Annotated in this window: 17 protein-coding genes; 16 read left to right on the plus strand and 1 reads right to left on the minus strand. The window is 66.8% G+C overall.

Translation table 11 applies throughout. The features are described 5' to 3' along the window. Positions 1–168 precede the first annotated feature (168 nt). Genes DFO45_RS07205 through DFO45_RS07220 form a run of 4 tightly spaced genes read left to right on the plus strand, consistent with a single transcriptional unit; the run spans position 169 to position 3,485 of the window. Positions 169–1,512, plus strand: coding sequence for a serine/threonine-protein kinase (locus tag DFO45_RS07205; RefSeq protein ID WP_133864322.1), 1,344 nt, complete (start codon positions 169–171; stop codon positions 1,510–1,512). Then, positions 1,505–2,248 carry a protein phosphatase 2C domain-containing protein gene (locus tag DFO45_RS07210; RefSeq protein ID WP_158304114.1) on the plus strand — a complete coding sequence of 248 codons (744 nt, stop codon included), beginning with the start codon at positions 1,505–1,507 and terminating at the stop codon, positions 2,246–2,248. The genes DFO45_RS07205 and DFO45_RS07210 overlap by 8 nt, the downstream gene beginning before the upstream one ends. Next, positions 2,245–2,706: a hypothetical protein gene (locus DFO45_RS07215; protein ID WP_133864323.1), complete on the plus strand. Its 462-nt coding sequence runs from the start codon at positions 2,245–2,247 to the stop codon at positions 2,704–2,706. Before DFO45_RS07210 ends, DFO45_RS07215 begins: the two co-directional genes overlap by 4 nt. After that, positions 2,703–3,485: a MinD/ParA family protein gene (locus DFO45_RS07220; RefSeq protein WP_012171109.1), complete on the plus strand. Its 783-nt coding sequence runs from the start codon at positions 2,703–2,705 to the stop codon at positions 3,483–3,485. The genes DFO45_RS07215 and DFO45_RS07220 overlap by 4 nt, the downstream gene beginning before the upstream one ends. 12 nt (positions 3,486–3,497) lie before the next feature. Here the strand turns inward: DFO45_RS07220 and tssJ are convergent, their stop codons facing one another. Beyond that, complete coding sequence (gene tssJ, locus DFO45_RS07225) at positions 3,498–4,070, minus strand: type VI secretion system lipoprotein TssJ (RefSeq protein ID WP_158304115.1); 573 nt, start codon at positions 4,068–4,070, stop codon at positions 3,498–3,500. A gap of 259 nt (positions 4,071–4,329) precedes the next feature. Between tssJ and tssH the strand changes: the two genes are divergently transcribed. The 12 genes from tssH to tssM all read left to right on the plus strand — a co-directional run bounded on the left by tssH (position 4,330) and on the right by tssM (position 22,084). After that, entirely contained in the window at positions 4,330–6,957 is a 2,628-nt protein-coding gene (gene tssH / locus DFO45_RS07230) for a type VI secretion system ATPase TssH (protein WP_133864324.1), read from the plus strand. A gap of 15 nt (positions 6,958–6,972) precedes the next feature. Then, the gene (locus DFO45_RS07235) at positions 6,973–7,356 is read left to right on the plus strand and encodes a PAAR domain-containing protein (protein ID WP_043879337.1); all 384 of its coding nucleotides are present in this window, start codon (positions 6,973–6,975) and stop codon (positions 7,354–7,356) included. Positions 7,357–7,358: 2 nt separating this feature from the next. After that, the gene (locus DFO45_RS07240) at positions 7,359–8,417 is read left to right on the plus strand and encodes a methyltransferase domain-containing protein (RefSeq protein WP_133864325.1); all 1,059 of its coding nucleotides are present in this window, start codon (positions 7,359–7,361) and stop codon (positions 8,415–8,417) included. Between the two features lie 73 nt (positions 8,418–8,490). Then, positions 8,491–8,967: a type VI secretion system tube protein Hcp gene (locus DFO45_RS07245; protein ID WP_133864326.1), complete on the plus strand. Its 477-nt coding sequence runs from the start codon at positions 8,491–8,493 to the stop codon at positions 8,965–8,967. 25 nt (positions 8,968–8,992) lie between these two features. Next, a complete protein-coding gene (locus tag DFO45_RS07250) occupies positions 8,993–10,909 on the plus strand; it encodes a hypothetical protein (protein ID WP_133864327.1) in 1,917 nt (638 codons plus the stop codon). Positions 10,910–10,950: 41 nt separating this feature from the next. Next, positions 10,951–11,427: a type VI secretion system tube protein Hcp gene (locus tag DFO45_RS07255; RefSeq protein WP_012171115.1), complete on the plus strand. Its 477-nt coding sequence runs from the start codon at positions 10,951–10,953 to the stop codon at positions 11,425–11,427. Positions 11,428–11,638: 211 nt separating this feature from the next. Next, a complete protein-coding gene (gene tssI, locus DFO45_RS07260) occupies positions 11,639–13,681 on the plus strand; it encodes a type VI secretion system tip protein VgrG (RefSeq protein WP_012171116.1) in 2,043 nt (680 codons plus the stop codon). A gap of 10 nt (positions 13,682–13,691) precedes the next feature. Next, entirely contained in the window at positions 13,692–14,294 is a 603-nt protein-coding gene (locus tag DFO45_RS07265; protein ID WP_133864328.1) for a hypothetical protein, read from the plus strand. Further along, positions 14,291–15,466 (plus strand): FHA domain-containing protein, encoded by a 1,176-nt coding sequence (locus DFO45_RS07270; RefSeq protein WP_133864329.1) that lies wholly within the window; start codon positions 14,291–14,293, stop codon positions 15,464–15,466. The genes DFO45_RS07265 and DFO45_RS07270 overlap by 4 nt, the downstream gene beginning before the upstream one ends. Further along, the gene (tssK, locus tag DFO45_RS07275; RefSeq protein WP_133864330.1) at positions 15,463–16,797 is read left to right on the plus strand and encodes a type VI secretion system baseplate subunit TssK; all 1,335 of its coding nucleotides are present in this window, start codon (positions 15,463–15,465) and stop codon (positions 16,795–16,797) included. Before DFO45_RS07270 ends, tssK begins: the two co-directional genes overlap by 4 nt. 238 nt (positions 16,798–17,035) lie before the next feature. Beyond that, the gene (gene tssL / locus DFO45_RS07280) at positions 17,036–18,520 is read left to right on the plus strand and encodes a type VI secretion system protein TssL, long form (protein ID WP_012171120.1); all 1,485 of its coding nucleotides are present in this window, start codon (positions 17,036–17,038) and stop codon (positions 18,518–18,520) included. A 27-nt stretch (positions 18,521–18,547) separates the two neighbouring features. Then, complete coding sequence (tssM, locus tag DFO45_RS07285; RefSeq protein WP_166657069.1) at positions 18,548–22,084, plus strand: type VI secretion system membrane subunit TssM; 3,537 nt, start codon at positions 18,548–18,550, stop codon at positions 22,082–22,084. Positions 22,085–22,145: the final 61 nt, after the last annotated feature.

Below are 22,145 nucleotides of genomic sequence, written 5' to 3' on the forward strand. Positions count from 1 at the left end.
GACCGCGCCGGCGCGCAAGGAACGGCGGGTCGCCCCAATCCGGCGGAGCGCCGTGATGCGATCGCGCGACAGCCGAGCGCCCGGCTTCCCACGGGGCCAAAGTTGCAGCATATCCCTCGCGGGGCGGGGCAGCTAAGATCGCGGCTCCGAGATTCCCGGCAGGCGGGCATGGATCACGATCGCGACACCGCGCACCAGATGGGCCAGCTGCTCAACCGCTTCGTGGTGGGAAAGCTGCCGTTCCCCGAGCTGACGCGCGCCCTTGCCCCCCTGTGCCGGACCGCTGAAGGCGCCGATGCGCTGGACGACCTGCTCCAGCGCTGGATCGACGTTCAGGGGCTCGGCGTCTCGTTGGCGGAAGGCATTCGGAGCGAAACGCTGACTCTCGCCGCCGCTCCACCCGTGGAGACATCGGCCAGCCGCAGCGCCCCGTCGCGCAACCTGCCCGGCATGGTGGAGGATGCGGTCCTGTCCTCCTTCGTCGATCGCTTCAAGAAGGAGCGCAGCGGCGGCAATCCGGCGGCGAAGCACGATACGCTGGGCTCCGCCCTGTCCGCCTATGAAGGGCTGCGCCTGCGCCGCTACGCGCGCGAGACCACGGAAGGCGCCGTGCGCCCGCCGCTCCAGACCAAGCCGGAGGCGGAAGCCCAGAAGGGCATGGTGCTGCGCGACCGCTTCATCCTGGAGAACGAGCTCGGGCGCGGCGGCATGGGCATCGTCTATCGCGCCATCGACCGGCGCCGTCTGGAAGCGGGCGCGCGCCAGCCGTATGTCGCCATCAAGATGCTGAACCTCAGCTTCGCCAGCCATCCCGACGCCCTGCGGGCACTGGAGGCGGAGACCCGGCGCACGCAGGATCTCGCCGATCCGCGCATCACCACCGTCTATGACTTCGACCGGGACGGGACCCACGCCTTCATCGTGATGGAGCTGCTGGAGGGCGTCGGCCTCGACCGCCTTTTGCGGGAGGAGCCGACCTTCTGCGGCAGCGAGGATGCCCAGCGCGTGCTGCGCGACCTCATGGAGGCGCTCGCCTTCACCCACAGCCGCGGCGCCATCCATGCGGACCTGAAGCCCGGCAATCTCTTCCTGTGCGCCGACGGGCGGCTGAAGGTGCTCGACTTCGGCATTTCGGCGGTGGCCGGCCAGAACGCGCTGGAAGAGGCGCCCATCAGCGGCCTCACGCCTTCTTATGCCTGTCCCGAGCGCAACGAGGGCGGGCCGCCCTCCGCCTCGGACGACGTTTATGCGCTGGGCTGCCTCGTGCATCTGCTGCTGACCGGCCGCCATCCCTACGACCGCATGAGCGGCAGCGAGGCGAAGGCCGCCGGCATCGCGCCGTACGAGCTGCCCATGCTGCCGCCCGCCGCCCGCCGCGCGGTCAATGCCGCTTTGTCCTTCGACGAAGCCCAGCGGCCTGCCGATGCCGGCGCATTCCTTGCCGCCTTCACCGCCGAACCGGAGAACCGCAATTCCCTCTTCTCCTTCTGGTCGGCACGCAAGAATGGCTGACGACATGCAGGCCCAGCCCGGCGCGCGGCCCTACGACACCGTCCGCGTCGTCCGCGCCGGCGTCTTCGAGATTTCGCTCGCCAGCCGGCAGGGTCCGGGGCGCGAGAACAATGAGGACGCGGTCTTCAGCAATCCGGAGACCGGCGTTCATCTGGTGGCCGACGGCGTCGGCGGCCTGCCCTATGGCGAGGTGGCGAGCTGGGAGATCGTGCAGGCCTGCACCGCCATCCATGCCGCGGACCTCTCCTTCATGGATCGCCTGGAGTGGCTCGAGGATCGTCTCCTCGCCGCCAACCACACGCTCTATCAGGCGGGCATGACGGCGCCGCAGGCCTTCACCATGGCTTCCACGGTGGTCGCGGCACAGGTGGAAGATGATCGTGCCGGGCTCTTCTGGGCCGGGGATTCCCGCGCCTACCTGCGCCACCACGGCCGCCTCTTGCAGCTCACCACGGACCATGTGGAACTGCGCGACCGGCGGCGCCTCGTCACGCGCCTTGTGGGCGCGACGCCCGACCCCGAACTCGATTTCCGCATCGTGCAGATCGACCCCGGTGCGCGGCTGCTGCTGTGCACGGATGGCATTTTCGACGCGGTGCCACCGGAGGTGATCGGTGCGACGCTCGACCTCGAGCGACGCGATCTGGCCACGGCGCTGCTGGAAGCCGCCGACTGCTATTCCGGGCGCGACGACGCCACCGCCATCGTCCTGCGCCATGTGGGAGGCACCCCATGAGCGAGCCCGATCCGTCTCCCCTGCCCTGCGCCGGCGACCATGAGGCGCTGTCCCGCCTCGAGGGGATCTGCCGCCAGATCGCCAAGGGCGATTACGACAATGTGGATGACCTGTTCGCGCTGACGGTCGCCGAGGATGCCTCCGAGACCATCCACCAGTTGGCCGAGGCCTTCGGCTTCATGCTGGTGCAGGTGGAGGCGCGCGAGATGCGGCTCAACATGCTGATCGAGGACCTGACGGGCCTCAAGGAGCAGTTGGAGATCGCCAACGGCAAGCTGAAGCAGGAAAATGCCGAACTCAGTGTGCAGTTGAAGCGCCTCACGGTGGAAATCGACCGCCAGGAGCTGAAGAAGCACGTGGGCGCCATCGTCGAGACCGAATATTTCCAGGATCTGCAACAGCGCGCGCGAGAGATGCGGGCGCGGCACATGCGGAGCGACCAGGCGCGAGACGAATGACCACCATCATCTCCGTTCACTCCTATCGCGGCGGCACGGGCAAATCGAACATCAGCGCCAATGTGGCGGCCCTGCTGGCACAGTCGGGCCATCGGGTGGGCGTCATGGACGTGGACATCCGCTCGCCAGGCATCCACGTGCTGTTCGGGCTTGAACCGCAGAACATCGACCACACGCTGAACGACTTCCTGTGGGGCCGGTGCAGCGTCGATGCGGCCATCGTGGACGTGACGCGCGCCGCCGTGCCCGGCACGCCGCGCGGACGCGGGCAGGTGCTGCTGGTACCGAGCAGCATGCGCACCGGGGAGATCGCGCGCATCCTCAAGGAAGGCTATGCGGTGGAGGTGCTCAACGAGGGCATCCACGAGCTCTGCCGCCGGCTCGACCTCGACTATCTCATCATCGACACCCATCCGGGCGTGAACGAGGAGACGCTGCTCTCCGTCGCCATCTCGGACACCCTGCTCATGGTGCTGCGGCCGGACCAGCAGGACTATCAGGGCACGGCGGTCACGCTCGAGCTGGCGATGCGGCTGGAGGTTCCGCAGATGCTGCTGGTGGTGAACAAGGTTCACAGCAGCATCGATGCGGTGGAACTGAAAGGTGAGATCGAGGCCGCCTACCGCTCGCCCGTGGCCTGCGTGCTGCCGCTCAGCGACGATCTCGTGCGGCTCGGCAGCGCCGCAGTCCTTGCGGCCGTCACGCCCAATGCTCCGTATGTGACGGCGCTGCGGGATGTGCTCGCCTATCTGGAGCCCCGGCACGCCTCCGCCGGATGAGGCGGGGCCGGCTCAGAAGGGGAAGAGGGGCGGCGTCGGATCGCCCTTCCAGCCCACCACCACGGGAATGAACTGCGCGGTCAGCCCGACGAGATTGAGCTGCACGTCGTTCACGAGACTGGGCTTCAGGCCGATGGTGGTGCGCCACTGCGCCTGATCGATGGTGCGGAAGGCCGCGATGGCGCCGACGAGCGTGGCATCGGGCGGCGCCTCCTCCTTGACCGGAATGTTGCCGTTCGGCGGCACCACGATCTCCTTCTTGGAGACCATGCTGGGACCGAGGATCTGCGCGTCCTGCGACCAGAGCGTCTGGAAGTCGCTCTGCATGAAATTGGTATCGTCCTTCAGGACATAGAGCCGGACGGTCACCGGCGAGGCCACGCCCACGAGGCTCGGATTGATCGTGTCGTCAGCCAGAAGCCGCACGCCGATGATGGTCGGCTTGGGCGGCGGGGTGGGAATGGCGCCGCAGCCGGCGAGACCCGCAAGCCCGCCGGCAACGAACGTGCGCCGCGCGAGCACCGCCCCGGACCCCGCAAGGATCGTCGGTCGGACCTGCGTTTCCGGCACTTCTCGTTCAGACAAGGGGCACTCCCACATAGCCGGCCGCACGGTACCACTTTCTATGACCTGCGCCCGCGCGGCTGCGCAAGCGAAACCAAACGCCCGTCCGCATACAATCCGTTTACCGTTTATTTTCCCCCTACCGCCGCGGCCGATCGGTTAAAAACACCCAAATATCGCCACCCCCAGTGGCAGAGACGACACACTCTCGTGACCTTTATACCGCTAGTCTGACGCGGATTCCTGATTTACTCCTTGCACGGCTAGGGTGGAGACAAGAATGGCTGCGGTTGACCTCAAGGCTCTGATCGGCCGCTTGGATGGCACCTGCCGCTCGACCTTGGAGGGGGCAGCCGGTTTCGCCCTCATGCGCACCCACTACAATGTGGAGATGGAGCACTGGCTCTCGCGCCTGCTTGCGGAAGCCAATACGGACATCCCGCTCATTCTCGCCCATTACGGTGTCGAGCTCGGCGCCGTGGAACGGGACATCGCCCGCAGCCTCGACCGGCTGAAGACCGGCAACAGCCGCCCGCCGGGCCTCTCGCCGGACATCGTGGAGACGGCCAAGCAGGCCTGGCTGCTGGCTTCCATCGAAGGCGGCCTGTCCCAGGCGCGGTCCGGCCACCTGCTCTGGGCCATGCTTTCGGACAGCTCGCTGGCGCTGAAGCTCAACGACATGTCGGCGGGCTTCAAGACGCTCTCCGCCGACGCGCTGCAAAAGGACTTCGCCAGCATCACCGCCGGCTCCAGCGAGCAGCAGGCGGCCCTCGCGCAGCCCGCCCCCGGCTTCGCGGCTCCCGGAACCGGCGGCAAGGCCGGCGATGCGCTCGCGCAGTACACGGTAGACCTGACCGCCGAAGCCAAGGCGGGGCGGATCGACCCGATCATCGGGCGCGATTCTGAGATCCGCCAGATCGTCGACATCCTCATCCGCCGCCGGCAGAACAATCCGATCCTCACGGGCGAGGCGGGCGTCGGCAAGACGGCGGTCGTGGAAGGCTTTGCGCTGCGCATCGCCGCCGGCGACGTGCCTCCGGCCCTGCGCAACGTTGTCCTGCGCACCCTCGACCTCGGCCTGCTCCAGGCCGGCGCCAGCATGAAGGGCGAGTTCGAGAGCCGGCTCCGGGCGGTGATCGACGGCGTGAAGGCCTCGCCCGTTCCGATCATCCTCTTCATCGACGAGGCGCACACCCTGATCGGCGCCGGCGGCGCTGCGGGACAGGGCGATGCCGCCAACCTGCTGAAGCCGGCCCTCGCCCGTGGCGAACTGCGGACCATCGCGGCCACCACCTGGGCCGAATACAAGAAATATTTCGAGAAGGACGCCGCCCTCACCCGCCGCTTCCAGGTGGTGAAGGTGGAAGAACCCTCCGAGCCCATCGCCATTGCCATGCTGCGCGGCCTCGTGCCCACGCTGGAGGGCTATCACAAGGTCCGCATCCTCGATGAGGCGCTGAGCGAGGCCGTGCGCCTGTCCGCCCGCTTCATTCCTTCGCGCCAGCTGCCGGACAAGGGGGTCTCGCTGCTCGACACCGCCTGCTCACGGGTCGCCGTAAGCCAGACCACCATTCCCGCCGCCATCGACGACCGCAACCGGCGGATCGAGCTGATCGACGCCGAGATGGTGCTCATCACCCGCGAGCAGGCCTCCGGCGTCGATCACACCAAGCGCGCGGAGACGCTGGCCACCGAGCGGGCCACCCTCGATGCCGAGCGCGTGACGCTCACCGAGCGCTGGGAAGCGGAGCTGGCGCTCGTGAAGTCTCTGGGCGACCTGCGCACGCAGCTGGAAGCCGAGGCGGAGGCCGCCGCGCATGACGCGCTGCGGGTGAAATATGCCGAGGAGAGCGCCAAGCTCGCCGAATTGCAGGGCGAGGCGCCGCTGGTCTTCCCACTGGTCGATGGCCAGGCCATCGCGGAAGTGGTGGAGAACTGGACCGGCATTCCCGCCGGCCGGATGCGCAGCGACGAGATCCGCAACGTCCTCGCCTTGCAGGCGACCATGGAACAGCGGGTGGTCGGCCAGTCGCACGCTATCGCGGCGGTGGCGCAGGCCATCCGCACGTCGCGGGCCGGCATGACCGACCCTCGCAAGCCGCTGGGCGTCTTCCTGATGGTTGGCCCCTCGGGCGTCGGCAAGACGGAGACCGCGCTGACGCTGGCGGACCAACTCTATGGCGGTGAGCAGAACCTCACCACCATCAACATGTCTGAATATAAGGAAGAGCATAAGGTCAGCCTGCTCATGGGCAGCCCGCCCGGCTATGTCGGCTATGGCGAGGGCGGCGTGCTCACCGAGGCGGTGCGCCGGCGGCCCTATTCGGTCATTCTCCTCGACGAGATGGAGAAGGCCCATCCGGGCGTGCAGGACATCTTCTTCCAGGTGTTCGACAAGGGGTCGATGAAGGACGGCGAAGGCCGGGAGATCGACTTCAAGAACACCGTCATCATCATGACGTCCAATGCCGCATCGGACCTTATCACCAAGCTCTGCGCCGATCCCGAGACCATGCCCGAGCCGGGCGTGCTGGCGCAGGCGCTGCGGCCGGAGCTCGAGAAATACTACAAGGCCGCCTTCCTCGGCCGCGTGACGCTGGTGCCTTACCTGCCGCTGACGGATGCCATCATCCGCCAGATCGTGGGGCTCCAGCTCGGCCGCATCCGCAACCGGGTGATGGAGGCCTATGGCGCCAGCTTCACCTATGACCCCGAGCTGGTGGAGACCATTGCGGCGCGCTGCACCGAGAGCGCCTCTGGCGCGCGCAACATCGAGAACATCCTCTCGCGGACCCTGCTGCCCGAGCTTTCCGGCCATCTGCTGGAAGCCATGGCGCAGACGAAGCCCATCACCGCGATCAGCGTCGGACTGAAGGAGGACGGCCAGTTCTCCTATCAGTTGCAGTGAGCGGGGCGCCGCGCGATGCCCCCCGCAGCCCGCCTCGGCGACAAGGTGATGCAAGCCGGCCCGCACTGCCACGCGCCGATGCATCCGGCCGCGCCTGTGCCGACACCGGTGCCGCATCCGCCCATGCAACTGCCGATCATGAAGGGCTGCACGACCGTGCTCATCGGCAACATGCCTGCGGCGCGGGCCACCGACACCACCACCCCCTGCATGCTGGCCGGCTGCGTCCCCGGCGGGCCCGGCATGATCGCCATGGGCTCCGCCACCGTGCTGATCGGCAGCCTGCCGGCGGCGCGGGTGGGCGACATGACGGCCCACACGAGCTGCGTCGCGCCCATTCCTGCACCCACGGGCACGGTGATGGCACCGGGCTGCACCACCGTCATCATCGGCGGGTGACCATGCGGCTGCTGCACCATGAAACCCTGAAGCCGGTGTGCCCGGCCTGCCGCCAGACTGGAGTCGGGCACCCACTGGCGCTGGAGGCTGGTGCCGTCGTCGTCGAAGGCGACGTGCGCACCGGCATCCTGCGGTGCAGTGGCCCCGCCTGCGGCAGGGCCTATCCCATCCTCTCCGGCACCCCCATCCTCGTGCCGGATGTCAGCTCCTGGCTCGCCGCCAACCTGCACCTCGTGCTGCAGGGCGAGGTCGAAAGCGAAGCCGTGGAAAGCCTGCTCGGCGATGCGCTCGGACCGGACGCCGCCTTCAACGTGGTGCGCCAGCAGCAATCGACCTATGGGCACGACCACTACGGCGACGTGTTTTCCGGCGGCGTCGCCGCGCCGACGGGCAGCGTGCGCCAGGCCCTCGCGCAGGCTCTCGCCCATCTCCCTGCGAAGGCTGGTCCCTCGATCGATCTCGGCTGCGCGGCCGGCCGCACCACTTTCGATCTCGCCGCCGCCACCGGCCGCCCGGCGCTCGGCATCGACCTCAACTGGCACCTTCTGAGGCTCGGCCGCACGGTTCTGGACGACGGTCACGTCCTCTATCCGCTGCGGCGCTCCGGCAACCGTTTCGAGCGACGCAGCGCGCGGGTGAACCTGCCCGGCGCGGCGCTGTGCGACTTCTGGATCGCCGACGCTCTGGCCCTGCCGTTTGCGGGCGGCACGTTCGGCTATCTGAGCGCGTTCAACGTGCTCGATTGCGTGAGCCGGCCGACCGCGCTCATCGCGGAAGCCCAGCGCGTGCTCAAGGCCGAAGGGGGCCTTGCCCTCTCCACGCCCTTCGACTGGGCGACCCACGCGACGCCGCCGAACGAATGGCTCGACGGCCCCGCCGCGGCGCGGGCGGTGCTCCAGGGCCATTTTCCCGCGCCTGCGGGAGCCCCCGCTTCCGGGACGGCGCAAGAACTGCGCCTGCCCTGGCATGTCCGTCTGCATGACAATGCAGTCGTCCACTACGAGGCCTATGTTTTTCTCGCTTCAAAAAAGGATGTTTCTTCAGGCCACCAAGCAGCCTGATTATCGTCCCGTCAAATAAGAATGCTAATCGAACATCGATCCGCGCCTGCGGAAGCGTTCAGGGAGGTCTGTGGTGGCCATATACGTGAAATATGACGGCATCGACGGCGAAGCCACGCATCAGGACCACAAGAAGTGGATCGACGTCCTTTCGCTCTCCTGGGGCGTCGGGCGCGGAATCTCCACCGTCTCGGGTTCGGGCAACAACCGCGAGGCCTCCGAGCCCTCCATCAGCGAAGTGTCCATCGTCAAGATGTTCGATGCGTCCTCGCCCAAGCTCTTCACCGAGTCCTGCACCGGCAATGCGGGCAAGACCGTGAAGATCGACCTCACCACCACCGGCAGCCCGGGCGCGACCTACTGCACCTACACGCTGACCAACGCGCTGATCTCGTCCTACTCGGTGTCCTCGGGCGGTGACCGCCCCACCGAGTCCATCTCGATCAGCTTCACCAAGCTCGAGTTCAAGTTCACCCCCTACGACGACAAGAACAAGGCCGGCACCCCGGTCACCGTCTCCTACGACCTCGCCACCACCAAGAGCGCGTAAGCACTTAGCCTGAGGGGGCAGGGTCATGGCGACGAGCACGGAAGATCTGAAGCTGCACCTGAAGCGGGTTCAGGACAAGGCGCTTCAACTGAACTGGCAGGATACGATCACGGTTCTGGCCACGCCGGAGCCCAGCCTCGTCACCGAGCTTGGCCCTCTGACGACGAAGCTGGAGAACGCCAAGACACAGCAGTGCGCCGCGGTCATGGCACTCGAATTCCAGGCCAACGTGAAATATCAGCAGAACATCCGCACCACGCGGGGCGAGCTGAACTCCTCGACCATCCAGAGCGGCAACGGCGGCGTTGAAGCCTTCGTCACATTAGCTCAGGCGATCGACACGCTGCGCAACGCCGTGACCACGGTGGGCAAGACGGAGTTGGAGAAGCCGCAGCCCCCCTCCCCGGTGCTGAAAGTGCTCGATGCGCTGCTGGCGCAGTCCCTTATGGCCGTGCCCTATGCGGGCCCCTTCCTTTCAGCCGCGGCGCAGAATGCGGGAACGCTGCTCAGCGCAGGCGTGCTGACCGCCTTCCAGTCCATCGCCAATTACGCGCTCACGGCTCCGCCCAAGGACAGCAGCACCCTCGGTACCGTCCTCGGGGGCACGACCCAGACCACGGGCGTCGCCTCCGGCCTCGTCTCGGGTGCAGGAAAGGGCGTTTCGGGTGCGATCGCGAAGGCAGTTCCGGTCCTCGGCGGCTATGACGGCGCTGTCAGCTTCTTCTACAATCTCTGGGCGGCCAAGAAGCAGCGCGAGAAGGATGCCGAGCTCGACACCATCGTGCAGAACGGCAACCTTTCGACCCAGGTCGACGTGGTTCGGGTCATGAACACACAGACCCAGAACCAGGTCGTCTCCAACAAGATCTATGACCGGCTGTTCGCCACCGTCAAACCTGTGGCCGAGGAGCAGAAGCTGGAAATGCTTCTCAACAAGAAGTCGGATTCCATCAAGAATTTCTACAAGAAGGTGCCCGATACGTTGGACGCGTACAGACAGTACGTGCTCCAGCTCATGTACGCCTCGATTGTCGAATCCCTCAGCGATGAGATCGTCAGCCTCCATCGTGAAATTCAGGGGCTGTCGGTTGCGAAGAAGGTCAGCATGCCGGTCTTTGCGTCGGCAACGACGCAGAAGTTCGAATTGGCTGCCGTTCTTGTGATGGGTTACTATTTCTACCGCTACATCAAGATGAACCCGGCACACAGCGCCTCCCTCGTGACATTGATGCAGAAATATTACCCGGGTTGGACCGCAACCTCGGTAGTGACCACGCCCCCCGTCCTGACAACGATGATGCCGACCCTCAATACGGAGTCGAGGGTCATCGCCCAGGGCTTCATCAATACACAGACCTTCCAAAGCGTCATCGCGCCGCCGCCGACAGGATTGAAGGGCATCATCTCGAGCAGCGAACCTTATGTTTCGGAAGCCATCGAGACAGCGGGCGACAGCGCGGGCCGTTATTTCGGCCTCCTGAAATCCTCCATCTCCAACACGCTTGCCAAGAACCTGCGGCGTGGCGAGAGCAATACACCCGACATCGCCAAGATTGTAAAACTGGTGGCCGTCTGCACGCTCATCGTCAACGAAGTGCTCGGCGCGGTCGCCCGCAAGGCGTCCTTTTCCTATCAGGACAGCTGGATCGATGTGCTTGCGGATTGCGAATTCCTGACGCGATACTCCAAGTGGTTCGGCCGCATCAGTGAGGACAAGAAAAAACAGGTGACAGGCTATGGAAAAGCCTTCAGCGAATCCCGCCTGCGTTTCCCCGGAAGCCTGCCGAGCGATGCAGAGCGCACTATGGTTTACATGTTCGCTAGTGTGGTCGTTCTGAACGTTGATCTGGGCAAAATCGTCATCGGCACCCAGAATTGGGCAAAGGTGAGAGAAAACCTGCACAAGACAATCAGCATCATCAACGAAGCTGAATTGGATTGAGCGAGGCTAAAGCACGCGTCTAACAAAACCGAGGAGCAGTTATGGCCATCTACGTTAAATATGACGGCATCGACGGCGAAGCCACGCAGCAGGACCACAAGAAGTGGATCGACGTCCTCTCGCTCTCCTGGGGCGTCGGGCGCGGCATCTCCACCGTCTCGGGCTCCGGCAACAACCGCGAGGCCTCCGAGCCCTCCATCAGCGAAGTGTCCATCGTCAAGATGTTCGATGCGTCTTCGCCCAAGCTCTTCACGGAGGCCTGCACGGGCAACACCGGCAAGACCGTGAAGATCGACCTCACCACCACCGGCAGCCCGGGCGCGACCTACTGCACCTACACGCTGACCAACGCGCTGATCTCGTCCTACTCGGTGTCCTCGGGCGGCGACCGCCCCACCGAGTCCATCTCGATCAGCTTCACCAAGCTCGAGTTCAAGTTCACCCCCTACGACGACAAGAACAAGGCCGGCACCCCGGTCACCGTGTCCTACGATCTCGCCACCACCAAGAGCTCGTGACGCGCGGATCGAAGGTCAGGTTTACAGGCTTGGCCGCGCGGGACCCTGTCCCGCGCGGCGCTCCCGTTTGCGGGGCACAGGCGACTCTGCCCCGCCGGTCAGGCAGAATGGACGACGTTGGGATATGGTCGAGGCGGCGGCGCGTGGGGCCTGAGCGCGCAGGGACTATCAAGGTCCGCCGGCGCCGGCCTGCCCGCAGCGAGGGGATCGCATGAGTGACGCTTCAGCCCCCGTGCAGACCGACCGGCTGCTGACGCTCACCACGCCGCTCGGCGGCGATGTGCTCATCGCCACGCACCTCGAGGGCAAGGAAGGCCTGTCCGAGCTCTTCCTGTTCACCCTCACCATGACGTCCACGAAGGCCGACATCACGCCGGACAGCCTTCTCGGCAAGCCGATCACCGTGGCCATCGCCCGGCCCGGCGGCGATCCGCGCTACATCAACGGCATCGTCACGCGCTTTCAGGCCGGGGACCGCACGGTGGACGGCATGCGCCGATACCGGGTCGAACTCTCGCCCAAGCTCTGGCTGCTCACCCGCACGTCCGACTGCCGCATCTTCCAGAACCAGAGCGTGGTGCAGATCGCCGACACGCTGCTCTCGGAGGGCGGCATCACCGACTACAAGAAGCAGGGCCTCTCCGGCAGCCACCCCAGCCGCGATTACTGCGTGCAGTATCGCGAGACGGACTATGCCTTCCTCCAGCGCATCTTCGCGGAAGAAGGTATCTATTTCTATTTCCAGTACGACTCTTCCAGCCACACGCTGGTGCTGAGCGACAGCACGGCCGGCTATGTGGATTCAATCGACAAGTCGGTCATCCACGCCCCCGTCACCACCGGCGAGACCATCGCCGTGCAGGAATGGGCGAGCGGCTTCCATTTCCGGTCCGGCAAGGCGACGCTGAACGATTACAATTTCGAGCAGCCAGCCAACGATCTGACCGCGAGCACCACCACCGTGCTCGACAATTCCGCCTTCAAGAGCTGGGAACTCTACGACTATCCCGGCGACTACGACACCAAGGACAAGGGCACCCCCCTCTCGCGCCTGCGCATGGAGGCGGAAGAGGTGGACTATGCCGTCTCGCCGGGCGCCTCCACCTATGCCGGCTTCCTGCCGGGCGCGAAATTCACCATGTCGAAGCATGAGGTGGTCAGCGAGCAGGGCCGCAGCTATGCGCTGCGCACGGTCGAGCACAGCGCGCAGGACCTCTCCCATCTCGGCAACCAGAGCGGAAGCGTCTTCTATCGCAACCGCTTCACCGCCCTGCCCGCCGCGACCGCCTTCCGGCCACCGCGCATCACCCGCCGCCCCCTCATCCCCGGCCCGCAGACCGCTCTCGTGGTCGGGCCTTCGGGCGAGGAGATCTATTGCGACAAGTACGGCCGCATCCGTCTGCAGTTCTACTGGGACCGTCTCGGCAAGAAGGACGAGAACAGCTCCTGCTGGGTGCGCGTCGCCCAGTCCCTCGCCGGCTCGAGCTGGGGCACGCAGTTCACCCCCCGCATCGGCATGGAAGTGGTGGTCATCTTCCTGGAGGGCGATCCCGACCGGCCGCTGGTGGTGAGCGCCGTCTACAACGGCCAGAACATGCCGCCCTATACCCTGCCCGACAACAAGACGCAGAGCGGCATCAAGACCCGCTCCTCCCCGCAGGGCAGCGCCAGCACGTTCAACGAGCTGCGCTTCGAGGACAAGAAGGACAGCGAACTCGTCTACATGCACGCGCAGAAGGACTTCACGCGCGAGGTCACCAATGACGACACGCTGACCGTCTCCCACGACCAGACCATCACCATCAAGAACAACCGCACCGAGACGGTCCAGGAAGGCAACGAGAGCGTCACCATCTCCAAGGGCAATCGCACGCTCACGGTGTCCGAGGGCAACGACAGCCTGACCGTGACCAAGGGCAACCGGAGCGCCACCATCTCCGAGGGCAATGACACGCTGACGCTTGCGAAGGGAAACGTCACGACGACGCTGAACGGCGGCAATCACACGCTGAAGCTGGATTCCGGCAATGCGACGATGCAGTGCGACGGCGGCAGCATCACCCTGCAGGCGGCGCAGACGATCACGCTCAAGGTCGGCGGGAATTCCATCACCATCAGCCAGAGCGGCATCTCGCTGAGTGGCACGCAGATAACCATTTCCGGCAGTGCCAAGGTTCAGGTGAGCGGCTCCATGGTAAACGTCAGCGGCGATGGAACCGTCCAGGTGAAGGGCGGTCTTGTCACCATCAACTGAGAGGGGATCGATGGAGCTTGGCTTCCTTCCCAAGCTGCGTTTCTCGCTGGCGGAGCAGCTGTGCACCGTTCTGGAGCCGGGCGAAGAGGCGCGTGCGCTGCTGAAGCCGGGCATGAGCGCCGGGCAGTTCCTGTCGGCGCTCGCCGGTGCCGGGCTGTTCGTGGATGCCATCCGCTATCTTGCCGTCGCCCTGCCCCGTCGCGAGGCGGTGTGGTGGGCCTGCGCTTGCCGGCGCACCTTCCTGCCTGCCGAACTGCCCGTGGCCGAAGCGACTGCCTGGCAGGCGGCGGAAGCGTGGGTCTATGAGCCGTCGGAGCCGCTGCGCCGCGCCTGCTTCGCGCCCGGCGAGGCGCTGAAGTTCGAGACCGCGGGCGCCTATGCCGCCCTTGGCACCTTCTGGTCCGGCGGCAGCCTTGCGCCGCCCGAGGTCGCGCTCGTCATCCCGCCGGGCGACGGACTGACGGGGTCGGCCATCGCGGCCTCCGTCATTCTGTGCTGCGTGCCCGGCCCGGCGAAGCACACGGGCCAGCGCCAGCAGGCCGCCTTCGCCATCGGCATCGACATCGCCAACGGCGGCGTCGGCCTCACCGAAGCCCAGGGCCAGCCGGCATGAGCGCGGTGCTGCATCTCAAGCTCATGGTGCCCGGCGCCGTGCCGCCGGACCAGCGAGCCCGCAGCCTGTCGGACGGAACGCTCCGCATCGGGCGCGACGCGGACAATGACTGGGTGCTGGAGGACCAGTCGCGCCTGATCTCCCGCCATCACTGCACCATCACCGCACAGGCGGGCCTGTTCACCATCATCGACACATCGGGGAACGGCGTCTTCATCAACAATGCCGAGCGTGCCCTCGGGCGCGGCAATTCGGCGATCCTGAGCGAAGGCGACCTGCTGCACATCGGCGACCTGACGCTGGAAGTCTCGGTGGTGGCGCGCACGGACGAGGCGGATGCCTTCCGCGCCATCCTGCCGCCCCTCGGCATGCCGGCGGATCTCGGCATCGGCGCGCCCGAGACGCCGCAGCCGCCGCCTGTCCCGGTCTATCCGCCGGCCGTGTCCTCGGCGCCGCTTCTGGCACCGGCCCGCCGGACGGTCGGCTTCTCGCCCGAGGTGCCGCCGCCCCCCGTGCCGGACTTCAACACACCGCTCAACACCGGCTGGGCTCCAGCCCACACGCCGTTCGGCGACCTGCCTCAGCCGGAGATCAAGCCCCACGGCACGCCGCCGGATCACCTGCCGGTGGAGGAAGAAGCCCTGCCGGTCATCCGCATGGCGCCGCCCCAGATCCCCGACGACTGGTATCTGGACGGAACGACGAGCGAGCCCGCCGCCCCGCCACCCTCCCGGCAGCCGGTGGTGCCGCCCCTGGCGCCGCCGGCGTCGCCACCTGCCCTTCCCTCCGCCCCACCGCCGTTCCCGGATCTCTCGGCACCCGCCGCCCGCCCGGCGCCGACACCGACGGCCGGCGAGCGCCTCACGCTCTCCCTCATCGAGGCCCTGAGCGTGATCGAGAATGCCGCCTTGCCGCCGGGCCAAACCCGCATGCTGGCCGGACCGCCGGAGGGGGTGCTGGAGCGCCTGTTGCGGGAAGATCCCGAATGGGTGGGCCTGTCTCTCGTCAGCCTGTCCGCGGGCATCGCAGACAGGCTCGGCCCCGCCCAGCCGCCCGCTGCCCCTGCCGTGCCCCCGGGGACGCGCAACGCGATCATTCCCGAATTCCCCGACCTTGACCTGCCCGAGCGCGTCCCGAACCCGTTCCGCGCTCCCGGAGACGATCAGCCATGAGTTCCAACAGCAAAGTCGTCTGGTCGGAGGGCATGTTCCTCAGGGCACAGCACTTCCAGCAGCAGGACCGCTACACGGAACGGCTCGTGCGCCAGCGCGTGGACGGCATCGCGCCCTACGCCTGGGGGTTCCGCTCGCTGGAGATCGACCGCGGCCTGCTCGGCCTCGGCAAGTTCGCCCTCGCCTCGGCCGACGGCGTATTTCCCGACGGCACGCCCTTCCGCATTCCCGATGACGATGCCCATCCTCCGGCCATCGACCTGCCAGTGGGCCTGTCCGAAAGCACCGTCTATCTGTGCCTGCCCGTCACGCTGCGCGGCGCGCCCGAGTTCGACGTCTCCGAACAGTTCAATTCGACCGCCCGCTTCGCCTCGGAGGAGAGCGACGTGGTGGATGCCATCAGCGGCGCGCAGGGCGTCTCGCGCATCCGCACGGCCCGGCTGCGGCTGTCGCTCATGCTCGAGCATGAGGATCGCTCCGGCTACCAGTGCCTCGGCGTCGTGCGGATCCAGGAGGTGGTGGCCGACCGGAAGATCAATCTCGATACGGGCTACATCCCCCCGAGCCTGAGCTGCGCCGCCTCGCCCGTCCTCGGCGGGTTCCTCAACGAGGTCTCCGCCATGCTGCATCATCGCGGTTCGGCGCTCGCCCCAAGGCTCACCGGCTCGACGGCGCACGGCGTGGCGGAGGTGGCGGACTTCCTGATGCTCCAGCTCACCAACCGCATGGAGCCGCTGCTCGGGCATCTCGCCGGGCTGCCCCATCTCCATCCCGAGCGGCTCTACGCCACCTTCCTGGAACTGGCCGGCGAATTGTCCACCTTCACCGCGCCGGACAAGCGTCCGCGCGAGCTCCCCGCCTACCGCCACGACGATCTGGCCCTGACCTTCCTCGCCCTGATGTCGGAACTGCGCGCCCAGCTCAGCGCCGTGCTGGAGCAGGCGGCGGTGCAGATCCCGCTGCAGGACCGCAAGTATGGCATCCGCGTCGGCGTGATCGCCGACCGCACGCTCCTCACGGGCGCGGTGTTCGTGCTCATCTTCAAGGCGAGCCTGCCGGACGAGGCCGTGCGCCGGACGCTTCCGGCACTCATCAAGATCGGTCCGGTGGAGCAAATTCGAGAACTGGTTAACGTGCAGCTGCCGGGCATCCGCATTCAGCCCCTCGCAGTGGCGCCGCGCCAGATTCCGTACCGCTCGGGGGCAGTCTATTTCCAGCTGGAGTCGGACAATACCATGTGGTCGCAAATGGCCTCTTCGGGCGGCATTGCCGTACATCTGGCGGGTGATTTCCCGGATGCGGCGATGGAACTCTGGGCCATTCGGCGGTAGGTTACTCCCGTCTTAAAATGACGTCCGGATTGGTGAAAAAATGCCGATGCCGAGCGGAGGGTTGCAGTCGATCGCGTGCAAACGTCGGCACGCGCAATTGATCGAAGGGCAGCGCTCCGAAACGCGCATTCGGCATCGGTCACGCTAATCTGGAAGTCGGATCCGGCCGTCGAAACACATGACACGCTCGTGCAACTCAGGCGGATGATGCTTCCGTCCTGATCACTGGAAGGGAGCCATGGCCAGAGACACTGATCCACAATCGGACGCGGAGACGACCATCGTCGCTCCCGCCGCGCGGTGGCGTGCTCCGGCCAATGAGCAACCTGTGTCGCAGGTCGCTCCGGGCCGTGCGGCGCCAGTCGGCACCTTCCCCTTTCCCCGGCCGCCGGGCAGCGACGGCCGCCTGAAGCCCGTCGAGCGGGAGGCCCCGCGCAAGGGACCGGCCGCGCCGACCGTCCCGCCCCTGCCGACCGCGCGCACCGATGACCGCGCCCTCAAGGCGGCGCTTGAGGTCTATCAGGACAATCCGGGCCTTGCGCTCGCCGTTCCGATCTTCGAGTTGCTGGTGCGGGCGCAGTTGCAGCCCACCGGCGACGCGGACGAGTTCCACGACCACCTGCTCGATGAGCTCCAGACCTTCGAGACGCAGGCCATCTCGCGCGGCCTGTCGCAGCAGCACACGCGCCTGATCCTCTACGCGATCGCGGCCACGGCCGACGACTGCATCCTGAACACGCGCTGGGGCAACGAGAGCGACTGGGCGGCGAAGACGCTTGTCTCGGCGCTCTTCCAGGAAACCTGGGGCGGCGAGCGCTTCTTCGGCCTGCTCAACCAGATGATGGCGGCGCCGCACTCGGTCGTGCGCGAGATCGAATTCTACTATTTCTGCCTTCAGTTCGGCTTCGAGGGCAAATACCGCCTCGCTGCCAACGGCAGCGGGGAACTGACGCGGCTCAAGGACGACGTCTTCCAGTTCCTGCGCAGCGTGCGCGGCGGCGTGAAGCCGGAACTCTCGCCCAACTGGCGCGGCCTTTCCGCCGAGAACCAGGGCCCCGGCGATCTGCTGCCGCTGGTGTTCTACGGCGCCGGCATCGCGCTCTTCCTGCTGCTGCTGTTCATCGGCTATTCGCTGGTGCTGCGGCGCGAGGCGAACCTCGCCGTTCAGCAGGTGCAGAACCTCATGGCCGAGCCGGTGGTCATCCGCACGCCGCCGGTGGCGACGGCGGCCGCCGCCCCGGCACCTGCTCCCACGCCCGCCGCTCCGCCCGCGCCCAAGCCGCCGGCCGAGACGCCCCTTCAGGTCATCTCCGGCTTCCTGGAGCCCGAGCAGCAGGCCAAGCTCATCACCGTGTTCGGCCGTGGCAATTCAGTGGTCATCCAGACCCAGCAGGAGCTGTTCGCCTCCGCCAGCACGACCCTGCGCCCACCCTATCCTGAGGTGATCGCCAAGGTCGCGGCGGCGCTCGCCAAGTTCAAGGGGCCGGTCAACGTGCTGGGCTACACCGACAACGTGCCCATCCGCACCGCCACCTTCCCGGACAATCTCGCCCTCTCCACGGCCCGCGCCCGCGCGGTGGGACAGGCCCTCGCGGCGGGCCTCGGCGGCAACGCCCGCATCACGACGGTCGGCAAAGGCGACGCCGACCCCGTCGCGTCCAACGACACGCCGGACGGGCGGCAGAAAAACCGCCGCGTCGAAATCGTTCTCACGCCGCAATAGGCCCCGAGCCAAGCCCTGACGATGCAAATGACCCTCACCACATGGACATTCTGGCGCTGGGTGCTGCTGTTCGCCGCGGCGGCCGTCTTCGCGCTGCTGGTGTGGCTCCTCGGGCCGCGCCTGTCCTTTGACGGTGTCTCTCCCTTCGCGGGCGTCACGCCGCGCGTGATGACCACGCTCATCATCGTGCTGCTGGCCGGCCTCGTCGCGCTCTACTGGGCCCTCAATCAGCGCCATCCCGCCCCCGCCGGCGAGACGACAAAGCCCAGCGCCCCGAAAAAGGCCCTGCCGGCCCTCGAAGCGCCGACCGCCTCGCGGGCGCAGCGGGAGGCGATGGAACGTGGATTCCAGCTGGCGCTCGGCGTGCTGAAGCGCATCCGCACACCGGGCTTCTTCAACCGCAGCTACAAATATGAACTGCCCTGGTACGCCATCATCGGCGCCGAGCAGGCCGGCAAGAGTGCCCTCATCCGCGCGTCAGGCCTGCGCTTTCCGCTGAACGAGGCGCGCAACGGCCAGATCAACGGCGGCACCATCAGCCTGTCCTTCACGGATCAGGCGGTACTCATCGAGACCCGCGGGCCCATGGTCCCGCCCTCGGAGGAGAACACCTGGGGCCTGTTCGGCCTGCTGCTGAAGCGCTACCGCCGCCGCCAGCCCATCAACGGCATCGTGCTCGTGCTCTCGCTCAGCGACATGATGCGGGCGACCGACGCCGAGCGCTTTTCCCTCCATGCCGATCTGCGCGACCAGCTGGAGCGCTTCCAGGCCACCGTGAAGGCCCGCGTGCCGATCTACGTGGTCTTCACCAAGGCCGACATCATCCCCGGCTTCGACGAATTCTGCGCCGACCTCACCTCCGTCGAGCGGCAGGGCGTGTTCGGCGTGACGCTGCCGCTCTACGACGAGCGCGGCATCACCACGCGCGGCAAGCCGCTGCCCGCCACCTTCTCCGCCGAATTCGACAATTTCCTGCGCTGGCAGATGCCGCGCATGGCGAGCCAGGTCAGCCAGGGCTTCGGCGTCGGTCCGCGCTTCGACTGCTTCATGATGCTGCCGCATCTGGCCACGGTGAAGCCGCTGATCGCCGACCTCATCGAGGACGTGTTCAAGCCCACAACCTACGACCGCCCCCTGCTGCTGCGCGGCTTCTATTTCACCAGCACGCAGGCGACCTCGCCGCGCGACGCCAATGCGCTGCCGCCCGCCGGCACGCCGGACCCTGCCGCCACCCGCAAGACCGGCCTGTTCATCCACGATTTGTTCGACAAGGTGATCTTCAAGGAGGCGGGGCTCGTCGAGCATGACCCGACCGTGCGCCGCAACGAGAACGTGCTGCGCTGGGGCATCGCCACGGCGGGCATCACGCTCAGCCTCGCCCTCCTGTCCTGGATGACCATCAGCTTCGTGGCCAACCGTTACCTGATCGGGGAAGTTGAGCGGGCGACCGACCGCACCAAGACGGCCATCGCCGCCCTCGACGCCAATCCCACCGTCCAACCGAGCGCGGAGACGGACTTTGCATCGGTCCTGCCGGTGCTGAACAGCCTTGCGGGGCTGCCCACGGGGTGGGATGCCCGCCATCAGCATGTCGCCTGGCAGCTCGAAGGCGCACTCGGGCAAAAGCGCTACCTCGCCGAGGCCACGCGCCAGGAATATGTGGAAGGGCTCGAAGCCCTGCTCACGCCGCGCGTCATCATCGCCCTGCAGCGGGAAATTGCCGCCAACATGCGCAATCCCGATGCGCTCTATCAGGCGCTGAAGGTCTATCTCATGCTGGGCCACGCCGGCCCCATGGACCGCACCGTGGTCGTGACCTGGATGCACAACCTGCTCGCCAATATCTATCCGGGTCCCACGCAGGCGCCGCTGCGCAACGCGCTGCTCGAGCATGTGGAAAACATGCTTGAAGTCGGCGTGCCGCCCATCGAGCTGGAACAGGAGCTCATCAGCCAGGCCCGCGCCGTCCTCAACGCCTATCCGGCGGCCAATCAGGGCATGGCGATCCTGCAGAACCGCAGCGAGATCCGCGCCCTGCCCGTCTGGCGCGTCACCGACGTGGCCGGCCCCCTCGCCCCCTATGCGCTGGCGCGCCGCTCCGGGCGCCCGCTCAACGAGCCGATCGACGGCATGTACACATCGGCGGCCTTCTTTCCGGTGGTCATACCGGCCATCTCGGAGGTCGCCAGTTCCATCATCTCCGACGACTGGGTGCGCTTTCCCTCGACGCCCTCCGCTCCGGAGGCGGCCCGCATCTCGCAGCTCACGCGCGACATGACGGACCTCTATGTCAACGACTACATCTCCGTCTGGCAGAACATGGTGAGCGACGTGACGCTCGCCGGCTTCGACAACCTGCAGGCGGAACTCGCCGTGCTCCAGGCCGCCCTCGGCCCACCCTCGCCGCTGTCGAGCTATCTCCAGGCCGTGACCAAGGAAACGACCATCGAGCTGCCGGAAGCGGCTGGTGGCGCGGCCAAGGCCGTCGGCACTGCGGCAGCCGCCGTCGCCGGGCCGGCCGCGGGCGCCGTGAATGCGGTCCTGCAGTCGGGCAATGCGCGCATGAAGACCCTGGCCCAGTCCGTCACGTCCCGCTTCTCGGATCTCCACACCTTCGCCAGCGGAACCCCGAGCCCGCTCGACGAGGTGCTGCGCTCCATGAGCCAGTTGCGCGCCCTGCTCGGCCCCGCCGCCAGCATGGGCGGCGCGGACCCCGCGCAGATTACCGAGATGACCTCGGGCCCGCAGTTCGCGCAGATCCTCTCGCAACTGAAGCTGAACACGCTCACGGCGCCACCGGCATTGACGGATTCCATCGTCTCGCTGGTCCGCCAGACCTCGACCATCGCCAATGCCGGCGTGAAGGCGGATCTCGACAGCGCCTGGAAGACGCAGGTCCTGCCCTTCTGCCAGGCGGCCATCAACGGCAAGTTCCCGTTCTCCAACTCGCCGAACGACGTGACCCTGGCCGACTTCGCCCGCATGTTCGCCCCCGACGGGCTCATGGACCAGTTCTTCAACAAGCAGTTGAAGAACTTCGTGGACACGCTGAGTTCGCCGTGGCGCCCGCTGACCAATGTCGCGACCCACCCGGACATTTCGCCGGCCGGCCTCGCCGTGTTCGAGCAGGCGGCGAAGATCCGCGCCGTCTTCTTCCCCAACGGCGGCACGACCCCGGAAGTCAGCTTCTCCATCACGCCGACCGATCTCGACCCCGGTGCCATGCGGGTGAAGGTGGAGATCGACGGCCAGTCCTTCATCTACCAGTACGGCCCGACGGTGCCGACGGCGATGAAGTGGCCGGGCAATGTCGGTTCCGTGCGCGTGGAATTCGGCGTCGGCGGCGACAGCGGACCGGCGGCTGTGAGCTACACGGGCCCGTTCGCGCTGTTCCGCTTCCTGGCCGGACGGGGCGTGAACCGCATCAGCCCGACCCGCATCAATTTCGGCGTCACGCTCGGCCCCCGCTCCGCGAGCTTCGCGCTCGACGCGGCAAGCGTGAACAATCCCTTCCAGCGGCCGCCCTACGTGGGCTTCCGCTGCCCGACATCCCTTGTTCAGTAGGGGTTCCTTCCATGCTCCCGCACGACGCCGGACCGCCGGAGAGGTCGGGTCAAACATCGCC

This window comes from Azorhizobium sp. AG788 (assembly GCF_004364705.1).
In the GTDB taxonomy this organism is placed as follows: Bacteria; Pseudomonadota; Alphaproteobacteria; order Rhizobiales; family Xanthobacteraceae; genus Azorhizobium; species Azorhizobium caulinodans.

What these genes read in the sequence shown, in the direction of transcription:
- DFO45_RS07205 (WP_133864322.1), top strand. Translation starts at nt 169, where the DNA reads ATGGATCACGATCGCGACACCGCGCACCAGATGGGCCAGCTGCTCAAC.
- DFO45_RS07210 (WP_158304114.1), top strand. Translation starts at nt 1,505, where the DNA reads ATGGCTGACGACATGCAGGCCCAGCCCGGCGCGCGGCCCTACGACACC.
- DFO45_RS07215 (WP_133864323.1), top strand. Translation starts at nt 2,245, where the DNA reads ATGAGCGAGCCCGATCCGTCTCCCCTGCCCTGCGCCGGCGACCATGAG.
- DFO45_RS07220 (WP_012171109.1), top strand. Translation starts at nt 2,703, where the DNA reads ATGACCACCATCATCTCCGTTCACTCCTATCGCGGCGGCACGGGCAAA.
- tssH (WP_133864324.1), top strand. Translation starts at nt 4,330, where the DNA reads ATGGCTGCGGTTGACCTCAAGGCTCTGATCGGCCGCTTGGATGGCACC.
- DFO45_RS07235 (WP_043879337.1), top strand. Translation starts at nt 6,973, where the DNA reads ATGCCCCCCGCAGCCCGCCTCGGCGACAAGGTGATGCAAGCCGGCCCG.
- DFO45_RS07240 (WP_133864325.1), top strand. Translation starts at nt 7,359, where the DNA reads ATGCGGCTGCTGCACCATGAAACCCTGAAGCCGGTGTGCCCGGCCTGC.
- DFO45_RS07250 (WP_133864327.1), top strand. Translation starts at nt 8,993, where the DNA reads ATGGCGACGAGCACGGAAGATCTGAAGCTGCACCTGAAGCGGGTTCAG.
- DFO45_RS07255 (WP_012171115.1), top strand. Translation starts at nt 10,951, where the DNA reads ATGGCCATCTACGTTAAATATGACGGCATCGACGGCGAAGCCACGCAG.
- tssI (WP_012171116.1), top strand. Translation starts at nt 11,639, where the DNA reads ATGAGTGACGCTTCAGCCCCCGTGCAGACCGACCGGCTGCTGACGCTC.
- DFO45_RS07265 (WP_133864328.1), top strand. Translation starts at nt 13,692, where the DNA reads ATGGAGCTTGGCTTCCTTCCCAAGCTGCGTTTCTCGCTGGCGGAGCAG.
- DFO45_RS07270 (WP_133864329.1), top strand. Translation starts at nt 14,291, where the DNA reads ATGAGCGCGGTGCTGCATCTCAAGCTCATGGTGCCCGGCGCCGTGCCG.
- tssK (WP_133864330.1), top strand. Translation starts at nt 15,463, where the DNA reads ATGAGTTCCAACAGCAAAGTCGTCTGGTCGGAGGGCATGTTCCTCAGG.
- tssL (WP_012171120.1), top strand. Translation starts at nt 17,036, where the DNA reads ATGGCCAGAGACACTGATCCACAATCGGACGCGGAGACGACCATCGTC.
- tssM (WP_166657069.1), top strand. Translation starts at nt 18,548, where the DNA reads ATGACCCTCACCACATGGACATTCTGGCGCTGGGTGCTGCTGTTCGCC.